Annotated in this window: 9 protein-coding genes; 4 read left to right on the forward strand and 5 right to left on the reverse strand. The window is 71.4% G+C overall.

Annotation, left to right across the window (positions count from 1 at the left end; all coding sequences use genetic code 11):
• Positions 1-16: 16 nt before the first annotated feature.
• Positions 17-1,774 (forward strand): NAD+ synthase, encoded by a 1,758-nt coding sequence (locus ACIBCK_RS02610; protein WP_399386236.1) that lies wholly within the window; start codon positions 17-19, stop codon positions 1,772-1,774.
• 72 nt (positions 1,775-1,846) lie between these two features.
• Here the strand turns inward: ACIBCK_RS02610 and ACIBCK_RS02615 are convergent, their stop codons facing one another.
• The 4 genes from ACIBCK_RS02615 to ACIBCK_RS02630 all read right to left on the reverse strand — a co-directional run bounded on the left by ACIBCK_RS02615 (position 1,847) and on the right by ACIBCK_RS02630 (position 6,639).
• On the reverse strand, positions 1,847-3,070 hold the full coding sequence (locus ACIBCK_RS02615) for an MFS transporter (RefSeq protein WP_399387205.1): 1,224 nt from the start codon (positions 3,068-3,070) through the stop codon (positions 1,847-1,849).
• A gap of 123 nt (positions 3,071-3,193) precedes the next feature.
• Entirely contained in the window at positions 3,194-4,216 is a 1,023-nt protein-coding gene (locus tag ACIBCK_RS02620; RefSeq protein WP_399386237.1) for an endonuclease/exonuclease/phosphatase family protein, read from the reverse strand.
• A gap of 174 nt (positions 4,217-4,390) precedes the next feature.
• The gene (locus ACIBCK_RS02625; RefSeq protein ID WP_399386238.1) at positions 4,391-4,990 is read right to left on the reverse strand and encodes a TetR/AcrR family transcriptional regulator; all 600 of its coding nucleotides are present in this window, start codon (positions 4,988-4,990) and stop codon (positions 4,391-4,393) included.
• A 56-nt stretch (positions 4,991-5,046) separates the two neighbouring features.
• Complete coding sequence (locus tag ACIBCK_RS02630) at positions 5,047-6,639, reverse strand: MFS transporter (protein ID WP_399386239.1); 1,593 nt, start codon at positions 6,637-6,639, stop codon at positions 5,047-5,049.
• Positions 6,640-6,794: 155 nt separating this feature from the next.
• Here ACIBCK_RS02630 and panB point away from each other — a divergent pair, with 155 nt between their 5' ends.
• From panB to ACIBCK_RS02645, 3 genes are all read left to right on the forward strand, one after another.
• Positions 6,795-7,682, forward strand: coding sequence for a 3-methyl-2-oxobutanoate hydroxymethyltransferase (gene panB / locus ACIBCK_RS02635; protein ID WP_399386240.1), 888 nt, complete (start codon positions 6,795-6,797; stop codon positions 7,680-7,682).
• A gap of 237 nt (positions 7,683-7,919) precedes the next feature.
• A complete protein-coding gene (locus ACIBCK_RS02640; protein ID WP_367041265.1) occupies positions 7,920-8,939 on the forward strand; it encodes an ATP-binding cassette domain-containing protein in 1,020 nt (339 codons plus the stop codon).
• The gene (locus tag ACIBCK_RS02645; protein WP_399386241.1) at positions 8,936-9,763 is read left to right on the forward strand and encodes an ABC transporter permease; all 828 of its coding nucleotides are present in this window, start codon (positions 8,936-8,938) and stop codon (positions 9,761-9,763) included. Before ACIBCK_RS02640 ends, ACIBCK_RS02645 begins: the two co-directional genes overlap by 4 nt.
• A gap of 23 nt (positions 9,764-9,786) precedes the next feature.
• Here the strand turns inward: ACIBCK_RS02645 and ACIBCK_RS02650 are convergent, their stop codons facing one another.
• On the reverse strand, positions 9,787-13,176 hold the full coding sequence (locus tag ACIBCK_RS02650) for an AfsR/SARP family transcriptional regulator (protein ID WP_399386242.1): 3,390 nt from the start codon (positions 13,174-13,176) through the stop codon (positions 9,787-9,789).
• Positions 13,177-13,189: the final 13 nt, after the last annotated feature.

Consider the following 13,189-nt stretch of genomic DNA (forward strand, 5'->3'; position numbering starts at 1 on the left):
GATTACACTGGGCCGCGTGCCTCAACTACGCCTCGCCCTGAATCAGATCGACTCGACCGTCGGCGATCTCGCCGGGAACGTCGAGGCGATCGTCCATTGGACCCGGCACTCCGCCGAGCAGGGAGCGCACCTGGTCGCGTTCCCCGAGATGGCGCTGACCGGCTATCCCGTCGAGGACCTCGCCCTGCGGTCGTCCTTCGTCGACGCCTCGCGGGAGGCGCTGCGCGCGCTCGCCGCGCGGCTGAACGACGAGGGGTACGGCGAGCTGCCGGTCGTCGTCGGTTATCTCGACCGTACCGAGGAGGCCAAGCCCAAGTACGGCCAGCCCGCGGGAGCCCCGCGCGACGCCGCCGCCGTGCTGCACCGCGGCGAGGCCATCCTCACGTACTCCAAGCACCACCTGCCGAACTACGGCGTCTTCGACGAGTTCCGCTACTTCGTGCCGGGCGAGACCCTGCCGATGCTGCGCGTGCACGGCGTCGACGTCGCGCTCGCCATCTGCGAGGACCTCTGGCAGGACGGCGGCCGTGTCCCCGCGACGCGCACCGCGGGCGCGGGTCTGCTGCTCTCCATCAACGCGTCGCCGTACGAGCAGAACAAGGACGACGTACGCCTGGAGCTCGTGCGCAAGCGCGCGCAGGAGGCCGGCTGCACCACCGCCTACCTCGCCATGATCGGCGGGCAGGACGACATCGTCTTCGACGGTGACTCGGTCGTCGTGGACCGGGACGGTGAAGTCATCGCGCGGGCCCCGCAGTTCGCCGAGGGGTGCATCGTCCTCGATCTCGATCTGCCGGCCGCCGCTCCGGAACCGCCGTCGGGCGTCGTGGACGACGGCCTGCGCATCGAGCACGTCACCATCTCGGACGAGCCCCTCGCCGCATATGAGCCGGAACTCACCGGTGGGTACGCCGAGCGGCTCGACGACGAGGAAGAGGTGTACTCGGCGCTGGTCGTCGGGCTGCGTGCCTACACCGCGAAGAACGGATTCAGCAGCGTCCTGATCGGCCTCTCCGGAGGCATCGACTCCGCCCTCACCGCCGCGATCGCCTGCGACGCGCTCGGCGCGCAGAACGTGTACGGCGTCGCCATGCCGTCGCGTTACTCATCGGACCACTCGATCAGTGACGCGGAGGATCTTGCCCGGCGTACGGGGCTGAACTTCCGTACCGTGCCGATCGCCCCGATGTTCGACGCGTACATGGGGTCCCTGGGTCTCACCGGGCTCGCCGAGGAGAACCTCCAGTCGCGGCTGCGCGGCACGATGCTGATGGCCCTCTCCAACCAGGAGGGGCACATCGTCCTCGCGCCGGGCAACAAGTCCGAGCTGGCGGTGGGGTATTCGACGCTCTACGGCGACTCGGTCGGGGCGTACGGCCCGATCAAGGACGTCTACAAGTCCCTGATCTTCCGGCTCGCCGAGTGGCGCAACCGCGCCGCCGTCGACCGCGGCCAGACGCCGCCGATCCCCGAGAACTCCATCACCAAGCCGCCGAGCGCGGAGCTGCGGCCCGACCAGGTGGACACGGATTCGCTGCCGGACTATCCGGTCCTCGACGCGATCCTGGAGATGTACGTCGACCGGGACATGGGCGCGGACACGATCGTCGCCGCCGGTTATGACCGGGAGCTGGTCGTGAAGACGCTGCGGATGGTGGACACCGCCGAGTACAAGCGGCGTCAGTACCCGCCGGGCACGAAGATCTCCGCGAAGGGGTTCGGCAAGGACCGACGGCTGCCGATCACCAATCAGTGGCGGGAGAAGTCCGTCTGACGGTGCCGGCCGGGTGGGGGCGAGCAGCCCCCGCCCTCGCCCCCCGTCACCTCCGGGAAGCTTCCCGCACCCTCACCTCCGGGAAGCTTCCCGGACCGGCTCCCCCGAAGCCACGAGCCGCTCGTTGCCCGCCGCGGGCACGGGCGCGGGTGACCGCAGGTCCACCAGATACGCCACGCCCGCCACTCCGAGGCCCAGCACGGCGAGGGCCGCGCCCGTCACCGCCGGTGAGGTGACCCCGAGGCCCGCGGCAAGCGCGAGGCCGCCGACCCACGCGCCTCCCGCGTTGGCGAGGTTGAACGCGGCCTGGTTGGCGGAGGAGGCGAGGGACGGGGCCGCCGAGGCCTTCTCCATGACCATCAGCTGCAGGGGCGAGCCCGTGGTGAACGCCGCCATGCCGAGCAGCGTCACCGCGAGCGCCGCGCTCCACGCCGTTCCCATGAGGACCGGGAACAGGGCGAGGACCACGACCAGGGCGGTGAGTCCACCGAAGAGCGTGCCCCGCAGGGAGTGGTCGGCGAGCCGGCCGCCGAGCAGGTTGCCCGCCGTGGCGCCGACACCGAACAGCGCCAGAAGCAACGTAACGCTGGATTCGGCGTAGCCCGCGGCGTCGGTCAGCATCGGCGTCACATAGCTGTACGCGGAGAACAGCGCGCCGAAGCCCGCCACGGTCGTGCCGAGCGCGAGCCACACCGGGACGCTGCGCAGGGCCCGCAGCTCCCCGCGCAGGCCGCCGCTCTCGCCGTGGCCGTGGTCGGCGGGGACGAGGAGGGCGAGCGCGGCGATGGCGGCGATGCCGATCGCGCTGACCGCGAGGAACGTCGCGCGCCAGCCGAGCTGCTGTCCCATCGCGGTGGCGACGGGCACGCCCACGATGTTGGCGACGGTCAGGCCGAGGAACATGAGCGAGACCGAGCGGGCCTTGCGCTCGGGAGCGACCAGGCCGGTGGCGACGACCGCGCCGACGCCGAAGAACGCGCCGTGCGGCAGGCCGCTGAGGAAGCGGGCGGCCATCAGCCAGTGGTAGTCGGGCGCCGCGGCCGACAGGGCGTTGCCCGCGACGAAGAGCACCATCAGACCGATGAGGACGCGCCGGCGCGGCATGCGCGCGGTGACCGCGGCGAGCAGCGGGGCGCCGATGACGACACCGAGGGCGTACGCCGAGACCAGGTGTCCTGCGGTGGGGATGGATATGTGCAGGTCGTCCGCGACGTTGGGCAGCAGGCCCATCATCACGAACTCGGTCGTGCCGATGCCGAAGGCGCCCACGGCGAGGGCGAGCAGGGCCAGGGGCATGAAGAACCTTCCGGGGGAGCGCATGAGGGAGTGGTGTTCCGTAAGTTTACGTACGGAACAAAGTCTCTCGGGCTCAGTATTCCGTGAGGTGACAAACGGGTGTGCGGCGCGTGGCGCCCGAGGCTACAGCTCCACGCGCGCGGCGATCGGCAGGTGATCGCTGCCCGTCTCCGGCAGCGTCCACGACGACAGCGGCTCGACGCCCTTCACCATGATCTGGTCGATCCTCGCCATCGGGAACGACGCGGGCCAGCTGAAGCCGAAGCCGTCGCCCGCGGCGCCCTGCGTGGAGCGCATCTGCGAGGTGACGGCGTTCAGAGCCCGGTCGTTCATCGTGCCGTTCAGGTCACCGAGCAGCACGACCTTGGAGACCTGCTCGTCGGCGATCGCCTCGCCGAGCGCGTCGGCGCTGTCGTCACGCTGGTTGGCGGTGAAGCCCGCGTCCAGCTTGACCCGGACCGACGGCAGGTGGGCGACGTAGACGGCGACCTCGCCCTTGGGGCTGTTGACGGTCGTGCGCATCGCGCGCGTCCAGCCCAGCTTGATGTCGACGGGCTCGGTGCCGGTCAGGGGGTACTTGCTCCACAGGCCGACCGTGCCCTGCACCGAGTGGTACTTGTACGTGCCGGCCAGGGCCTTCTCGTACGTCGGGACGGCGTCCGCCGTGAGTTCCTCCAGGGCCACGACGTCGGCGCCGGAAGCGGCGACGTCACGGGCGGTGCCCGAGGGGTCGGCGTTCTCCGCGTTCACGTTGTGGGTGGCCACCGTCAGGTCACCGCCGGCGCCGGACTTGTCGCTGATCAGCCCGCCGAAGGAGCTGACCCAGATGACCGCGGGCAGCAGCACGGCGATCAGCGCGGTGGCGGACCTGCGGACGAAGCCGACGATGAGCAGGACCGGGATCAGGACACCGAGCCAGGGCAGGAACGTCTCGATGAGGCTGCCGAGGTTACCGACGCCGTTCGGGATCTGCGCGTGGAAGAGCATCACCAGGGCGAGCAGCACGGCGACCCCGGCCGTGACGAGTCCGCGCCGCCAGATGCCTCGGTCCCCGCGCCAGCCGTCGGCCAGGCGCCGGAACCGAGACCCCTGGCGGTCAGGTTCCGAGCCGCCGCTGCCCGTCTCCGTCACATACGCCTGCGCCATACGCTCGTCGCCTCACTGGTGCCGTGCAACCGTCCTCGCCCCTGAAACCCTAGGCGATGATCGGGTGTCCTCCCCGCCGTCCGTGACGGCCGTACGGGACGAGGACGAGCGGAGCGGCGCGGCGGGTTCCGCATCTCCCCGCACAACGGGCCCGCTGTGACGAAACGCGCACATTCACCCCGTGGGCCGCAGCCCGGCGAGCACCGAGTCCACGATCTGCTCGGCGAGGCCCTCGTCGAGCGGATCGTCGGAGCGCAGCACGGTGCGGACGAGCATGGGGCCGACGAAGAGGTCGTTGGCGAGCACGAGGTCGATGTCGGTGCGGAGTTCGCCGTTCTCCATGCCGCGGCGCAGCACCTCGCGCAGGACGCGACGCTGGGGTTCGATGACGGTCGCTTGATACGCCTGCCACAGCTTCGGCAGGCTCTTCATCTGCGCGAACACGTTGTGCAGCAGCGCGGAGGAGCGCAGGTTCACGCCGCGCCTGCGCAGGTGTTCCAGGCAGACGATGAGGTCGCCGCGCATGGACTCCCCGGGCAACTCGGGAGGGGGGTCGTCGATGCCGCGCAGGATCTCGACGAAGAGCTCCTCCTTGCCGCTCCAGCGGCGGTAGATGGTGGCCTTGCCGACACCCGCCGTGCGGGCGATCCGTTCGATGGAGAGGTCGGCGAGCGGCACGCCGTCCTCGATCAGCTTCAGGACGCCCTCGACGATCGACCGCTCCACGGCCTCGCTGCGGGGGCGCCCCCGGACGCCTTTGGCGCTGTGGCCCACGTCAACTCCGTCTCTCGTCGTCCGGCACTCCGCCGCGCCGATTCTCCCTGTCCCGGTCAGCGCCCCGCGCCCACGGGGTCCGCCTTCGACTGCTCGGCCTCCGGCTCCTTGGGCGTGCGGCCCGGCAGGAACAGGGCGACGACCACGACGCCGATCAGGGCGACGCCCGCGCCGCAGAGGGCCGTGATGTGCATGGCGTGCAGGAAGGAGTCGTGGGCCGCGGTGACCAGGGGCTCGCCGCGCGGGCCGAGCTTGGCGGCGACGCCGAGGGTGGCCTCGATGGACTCGCCCGCGGTGTGCCGTACGTCGGCGGGCAGCAGGGTGAGCTTGTCCTCGACGCCGTTGCGGTAGGCCGCGGAGAGGACGGAGCCGAGCACCGCGATGCCGAGTGCGCCGCCGACCTGCCGGAAGGTGTTGCTCAGCGCGGAGGCGGAGCCCGCCTTCTCGCGGGGCAGCGCCTGCATGATGACGACGCTCGCGGGCGTCATGATGTGCGCCATGCCGGTGCCCATCAGGAAGAACATGACCTCCAGGATCCAGATCGGCGTATCGGCCTCCAGGATCGTGAAGGCGGCGAGCATCGCGGCCAGGAGCAGCAGCCCGCCCCCGCACACGGCGCGGACGCCGAAGCGGTCGACGACGAGGCGGGCGCGCGGCGCGAAGATGAGCTGCGCCGCGGCGAGCGGCAGCATCAAGAGGCCGGTCTGCAGCGGCGAGTAGCCGCGCACGCTCTGCGTGTAGAAGACGGCGAAGAACGTCACGCCCATCAGCGCGAAGAAGACGAGCGCGAGGGAGCTGATCGCCGCCGAGAAGACCCGGTTCTTGAAGTACGAGATGTCGATGGACGGATGGTCGCTGCGCTTCTCGTACAGCACGAAGCCGACGAGGACGGCGAGGCCCGCGATGACGGTCCCGAGGACGGCCGGGTCGGTGAAGTCGGCGAGCTGGCCGCCCTTGATGATGCCGTAGACGAGCAGGACGAGACCGACGATGGACAGGCCCACGCCCACCAGGTCGATCCGGCCGGGCTTCGGGTCGCGCGACTCGGGCACGAGCCAGATCATCAGGCCGATCGCGACGATCACGATCGGCACGTTCACCAGGAAGACCGAGCCCCACCAGAAGTGGTCGAGGAGCACGCCGCCGGTGATGGGTCCGATCGCGATGGCGAGGCCGACGCCGCCCGCCCAGATGCCGATGGCCTTGGGCTGTTCCTCGCGCTCGAAGACGTTCATCAGGATGGCGAGGGTGGCGGGCATCACGAAGGCGGCGCCGAGGCCCATCACCGCGCGGAACATGATGAGTTGGACGGGTGAGCCGGACTCCGCGGCGAGTGCGGAGCCGACGCCGAAGACGGCGAGGCCCGCGATCAGCATCTTCTTGCGGCCGAGCCGGTCGCCGAGCAGGCCCGCCGTGAAGAGGAGTCCCGCGAAGACCAGGGTGTAGGAGTTGATGGCCCACTCCAGGTCGCCCTGGGTGGCGCCGAGGCCCGTGGGCTCCGGGGTCGAGATCGTCTTGATGGCGACGTTCAGGATCGAGTTGTCGAGCACCACGATGAGCAGGCTCAGCATCAGGGCGCCGAGGATCGCCCACCGGCGCCGGTGGACGGCTTCCGGTATGCGTGGGGTGGAGACGGCGGGAGTAGTCATGGCATCCAGCCTAGGCCCATTCCGATACGAGACCGTCTCGTATTGTAAAGACTTTACCGAAGGGTCCACTAGCCGACGGCGGCACGCGATGCCACCATGGAGGGGATCCGGGGACGCCGTCAGGGCGCCTCGAGATAACAGAAGGAGCCGTTGCGATGACGCAACTTTCGGCTGCCCAGAACCAGCCCGCGGGCCCCGCCGGTCAGTCCACCGACAGCAGCAAGGCGCTGTACGGAGGCAAGAGCACCCGCCGCATCACCGTGCGGGACATCGCCGCCGCCAAGGAGCGGGGCGAGAAGTGGCCCATGCTCACCGCGTACGACGCGATGACCGCGTCCGTCTTCGACGAAGCCGGCATCCCCGTGATGCTGGTCGGCGACTCGGCGGGCAACTGCCACCTCGGGTACGAGACGACCGTGCCCGTCACCCTCGACGAGATGACGATGCTGTCCGCCGCCGTCGTACGGGGCACGTCGCGTGCCCTGGTCGTCGGCGACCTGCCCTTCGGCTCGTACCAGGAGGGCCCGGTGCAGGCCCTGCGCTCGGCCACCCGCCTGGTCAAGGAGGCCGGGGTCGGCGCGGTGAAGCTGGAGGGCGGCGAGCGCTCGCTCCCCCAGACCGAGCTGCTCGTCTCCTCCGGCATCCCCGTCATGTCCCACCTCGGCCTCACGCCGCAGTCCGTGAACACCATGGGCTACCGCGTCCAGGGCCGGGGCGACGAGGCGGCGCACCGGCTGCTGCGCGACGCCAAGGCAGCGCAGGACGCGGGCGCGTTCGCGGTCGTCCTCGAACTGGTCCCCGAGGAGCTGGCGGCCGAGGTCACCCGCTCCCTGCACATCCCGACGGTCGGGATCGGTGCGGGCGCCGCGTGCGACGCGCAGGTCCTCGTCTGGACGGACATGCTGGGCCTGACCGGCGGCAAGATGCCGCGCTTCGTGAAGCAGTACGCGGATCTGCGGGGCGTGATGAGTGGCGCGGCCAAGGCGTTCGCGGAGGACGTGGTGGGCGGCGCGTTCCCCGCCCCGGAACACGCCGTCCACTAGCCCCTCCCGGGCCCCGCGCCCGCCCCCCTGAGCCATAGCGGCACCACCGGCAGCCCGTCGAACTTCCCCCGTCGACGGGCTGCCCCCTTTTTCGCTCTTTCGTCCGCCGCTTCGCGGCGATGTTTCCCGCCCACCCACCCGATTACCCCGGGGCCCCCACCCGCAGCGGCCCCGCCCCCGGGCCAGGTGTAGGTGGGATGTCGGTGGTTTGTCGGTGGGGGGTGACATTCTTCCGGCATGACGCGAATCAACAACACCCCCGGCGGCGCCGGAAGTGCCGTCACCGTGAGGGGACTGGTCAAGCACTACGGCGAGACCAAAGCACTGGACGGCGTGGACCTCGACGTACGCGAAGGCACCGTCCTCGGGGTGCTCGGCCCGAACGGCGCCGGCAAGACCACCCTCGTCCGCTGCCTCTCCACCCTCGTCGTCCCGGACTCGGGCTCGGCCTTCGTGGCCGGGTACGACGTCGTGAAGCAGCCCCGCCAGCTCCGCAGGGTCATAGGCCTCACCGGCCAGTACGCATCCGTGGACGAGAAGCTCTCCGGACGCGAGAACCTGTACATGATCGGGCGGCTCCTCGACCTCTCCCGCAAGGAGGCCAGGTCCAGGGCCGACGGCCTGCTGGAGCGGTTCTCGCTCACCGAAGCGGCCAACCGCCCCGCCAAGACGTACTCCGGCGGCATGCGCCGCCGCCTCGACCTCGCGGCGTCGATGATCGGCAGCCCCTCGGTCCTCTACCTGGACGAGCCGACCACCGGCCTCGACCCCCGCACCCGTAACGAGGTGTGGGCCGAGGTCAAGCGCATGGTCGGTGACGGCGTCACCGTGCTGCTCACCACCCAGTACATGGAGGAGGCCGAGCAGCTCGCCTCCGAGCTGACGGTCATCGACCGCGGCAAGGTCATCGCCAACGGCGGCATCGACGAGCTGAAGGCGAAGGTCGGCGGCCGCACCCTGCGCATCCGCCCGGCCGACCCGCTGGAACTGCGCCCGCTGGCCGGCGCGCTCGACGACATGGGCCTGACCGGCCTCGCCACCTCGACCGTGGACGCCGAGTCCGGCACGGTCCTGGTGCCGATCCTCAGCGACGAGCAGCTCACCGCCGTGGTCGGCGCGATCACCGCGCGCGGCATCACCATAGGCTCGATCGCCACCGAACTGCCCAGCCTGGACGAGGTGTTCCTCTCCATCACCGGCCACAAGGCCAGCGCCCCGCAGGACGCCCGCCCCGAACTCGAGGAGGTTGCCGTATGAGCACCACCACTCTCGCGCCGCCCCTCCACCAGGGAGAGGCCGACGCCCGTATCGGACTGCGCGACCACGTGCGCCACACCAGCGCCCTGGTCCGCCGCAATCTCCTGTGGATCCGCCAGGACCCGGAGTCGATGTTCGACGCGGTCCTGATGCCGATCGTCTTCACGCTCCTCTTCGTGTACGTCTTCGGCGGCTCCATCGGGCAGGCGCTCGGCGGCGGCCAGGACGCCTACGTGCAGTACGTGGTGCCCGGCATGATGGCGATGATGAGCATGAACATCGCCATGGCCGTCGGCACCGGCTTCAACCAGGACTTCCAGAACGGCATCATGGACCGCTTCCGCACCCTGCCGATCGGCCAGGGTTCGGTGCTCTTCGCCAAGATCGTGGTGGAGCTGATGCGGATGCTCATCGCGACGACGATCATGATGATCGTCGGTGTTCTGGTGGGCTTCGACATCACCAACTGGGGCGGTCTGCTGGCCGCCGTGGGCCTCACCGCGCTCTTCGGCTCGTCGATCATGTGGATCTTCCTGGTGCTCGGCGTCACGATGAAGAGCGCCCAGTCCGTACAGGCGATGGGCTTCCTGGTCCTGATGCCGCTGCAGTTCGGCTCGTCGATCTTCGCCCCCACCCAGTCCATGCCGGGCTGGCTCCAGGGCTTCACCGACTACAACCCGCTGTCCTCGCTCGCTGACTCCGCGCGCGGCCTGATGGTGGGCGGCCCGGTCGCCCACGACGTCTGGGTGACGGTCGGCTGGTCGGTGGTGCTCACGCTGGTGATGGCGCCGATCGCGATCCACAAGTTCCGCACGAAGAGCTGACCGCGGGTCCGACGGGCAGCGGCCTAGCCGATGTACCTGTCGCAGAGGGCGGCGGCCTCCTCCATGGAGAGGCCGCCGCCTTCCGCGTACGCGGCCTCGTACGCGGTGTCACCCAGTGCCCCGCGCGCCGACTCCACGGCGGCCGTGCGGATCTCGCGCTCGGCGGCGGGCGCGAAGTGGCCCGGCGGCAGCTCACGGTCGGCCACCGCGATCAGCCGCGCCGCGTCATGGGCGTACCGGCCGCCGTCGAGGGCGGCCAGGGCGCGGGCCGCGGTGGTGAGGTGCACGGAGGTCATCTGCGGGGCCATCAACTTGCTCAGCGGGTCGAGGGACTTGGCGAGCGCGGCGCGCGACGTGGCGAGGGACTCGGCATGACGGCCCTCCACGGTGTCGATCCAGGCCTCCGCGCCCAGCATGAACCCCTCGAAGATGACGAAGTCGACGGCCTTGAACTCCTCCTGGAGCAGCCGCAGTTGTTCGCGCGCCTCGCCGGTGCGGCCGGTGCGGGCGAGCAGGTCGACGAGGAAGAAGCGGGCGGCGGGCAGGGACTCGCCGGAGTTCGCCGCCGCCGTGCCGGCGCGCTCCGTGACCGACCAGAGCAGCTCCTCGCCCCTGGCCAGTTCGCCCGCCTCGGCGAGCACCGCGCCGAGGCGCGCGGTGAGCACGCTCACCTGCGCGGGGGCGCCGACCCGCTCCGCGTGCTCGATGGCGGCGCCGAAGTCCTCGGCGGCCAGGGCGAACCGGCCCCGCCGCTCATGGGCCTCGCCGCGCGAGGAGAGCGCCTCGGCCATGCCCCACACATCGCCGAGCCGGGTGAAGATCTCCAGGGACTCGTCGGCGTCACGGCGGGCGTCGCCCGCCGAGTCGGCGCGGTTGGCGAGGATGTTGGCGCGCTGCTGCAAGGACGCGGCGAGCTCCCAGTCGTACCCCCGCTCGCGGCAGGTGGCGATGGTCGCGTCGATGATGTCGTGCAGCCGGTCCATGTCCCCCTGGAGCAGCACCGCGAAGAACCACAGGCTCCCCGGCGTCCAGCAGGTCTGCGGCAGACCCGGCCGGTACGCCTCCCTGATGCCGGCGAGTTTCTCGGCGGCCTCGGGTGTCTGCCAGGCCTCCAGGTTCATGTCCATGCAGGAGAGCTGGATGAGATGGACGCCGCGCCGAGCCTCTTCGAGCACTTCGGGGTGCATGGGCGGCGGGTTGTCCGTGCAGCGTTCGTAGAGCGGTTCCACCGGGGTGACGGGGCGTACGAAGGGGTCGGGGCCGAGGGCGATGACGTCGCGGGACCAGTTGCGGATCTCGATGCGCAGGTCGCGGATCGTCCAGAACCAGGAGAGCGAGAGGACCAGGCAGAGCGCTTCCTGCTCCTGCTCGGCGGCGACGGCGTGCCGCAGGGCGGTGCGCAGATTCTCGTACTCGACCTCGAGCCGTTCGACGGCCTCGCGCTGTCCGGCGCCCCGCAGCCGCGGTTCGGTCAGCCGGGCCAGCTCCCGGAAGTACACCAGGTGGGCCCGTTCGGCGGCGGGGCGGTCGCCGGCCTCGTCGAGCCGCTCCCCCGCGTATTCGCCGACGGTTTCGAGCAGCCGGTAGCGCATCACGCCTTGCGACGAAGGGGCGGCGACGACAAGGGACTTGTCGACGAGCGAGCCGAGCGCGTCGGCGACGTCGGGCGACTCGGTGGGCGACTCGTCGGGCGCCCCGCACACCGCTTCGGCGGCGGCCAGGTCGCAGCCGCCCGCGAAGACGGCCAGCCGGCGCAGGACGGTGCGTTCGGCGGTGTCCAGGAGGTCCCAGGACCAGTCGACGACCGCGCGCAGGGTCTGCTGGCGGGGCAGGACCGTGCGGGCGCCATTCGTCAGGAGGCGGAAGCGGTCGTCAAGGCGGTCGGCGATCTGCCGGGGCGTGAGCATGCGCAGGCGGGCCGCGGCCAGTTCGATGGCCAGGGGCAGGCCGTCGAGACGCCGGCAGATCTCCGCCGACGCCGACCGGTCGTCCTCGACGCGGAAGCCGGGCCGTGCCGCGGCGCCGCGGTCCGCGAGCAGGCGCAGCGCGGTCGGCTCCGGCAGCGGCTCCACCGGGTGCAGCAACTCCCCCGGAACGCCCAGGGGTTCACGGCTCGTGGCGAGGATCGTGAGGCCGGGGCAGTGCGCGAGCAGCCGGTCGGCGAGGCGGGCCGCGGCGTCGATGACGTGCTCGCAGTTGTCGAGGATCAGGAGCATGCTGCGTGGGGCGCAGTGCTCGGTGAGGCGGACGACGGGGTCGTCGCCGTGCCACTCGGACACCGCCCGCAGTTCTTCGGCGCCCGCGCCGCGCAGCACCGTCTCGCGCGCGCCGAGCGCGGTGAGGACCGCCTCGGGCACCGCGTCCGGATCCTCGACGGGCGCGAGCTCGGCCAGCCATACGCCGTCGGGGACGCCACCGGCGTGGGCCTCTGCGGCCTCCTGCGAGAGCCGCGTCTTCCCGGCGCCGCCGGGTCCGAGGAGCGTGACGAGGCGGGCCCGCGCCAGGTCGCCCCGGATGGCCTCGATGTCGCCCTCACGGCCGACGAAGGAGGTGAGCCTGGCCCGCAGGTTGCCCTGCGGTCTCTGTGGCGGGCGGGGCCCGGCGGGCGGCGGCTTCGAGCTTCCGGAGCTTCCGGAGCTGCCGGAGCTGCCGGAGCTGCCGGGACCGTAAGAGCCTTTCGAGCTGTCGGCGTGCAGCAACTCCTCGTGCAGGGCGCGGAGTTCGGGCCCAGGGTCGGCTCCGATGCGGTCCGCGATGAGGCGGCGTACCCCCTCGTACTCGTCGAGGGCCTGCGCGGGGCGGCCCGCGTCGCGCAGCGCCCGCAGCCGCAAGGCCTGGAGCGGCTCGTCGAGGGGGTGCCCCTCGCACAGGGCGGCGAGCTCGGGAAGCACCTGCTCGGCACGGCCGAGGGCGAGCGCCGCGGCGAGAGCGGCGCGGCGGGCTTCGAGGCGGCGGGACTCCCACCGGGCCGCCTCCGACGTGCGGTCCGGCAGGTCGGCGAGCGCGGGGCCCTGCCAGAGGGCCAGCGCGTCGTCCAGGATCACCGCGGCCTTGGCGGCGTCGCCGTCGGCGAGGGCGTTCGCCCCCTCAGTGGCGAGGCGGTCGAAGCGGTACAGGTCGATGTCGTCCGGCGTGGCGCACAGCTGGTAGCCGCCGTCGGTGGAGGTGATCGCCCCGGCGCCGACGGCCCGGCGCAGGCGGCCCACCAGGGCCTGTAGCGCGCCGGTCGCGTCGGCGGGCGGATCGCCGTGCCACACCTCGTCGACGAGCACGGGCGCCGGCACGGGCCGGGGGGCGCGCAGGGCGAGGATCGTCAGGAGAGCGCGCAGCCGTGTGCCGCCGATGGCGATGGGGGTGCCGTCGGCGCGAAATGCCTGGGTGGTGCCGAGAATGCGGTAGCGCACGGGGTCCATTGTCTCCGGTCGA

Source organism: Streptomyces sp. NPDC051218 (assembly GCF_044455475.1).
GTDB lineage: Bacteria > Actinomycetota > Actinomycetes > Streptomycetales > Streptomycetaceae > Streptomyces.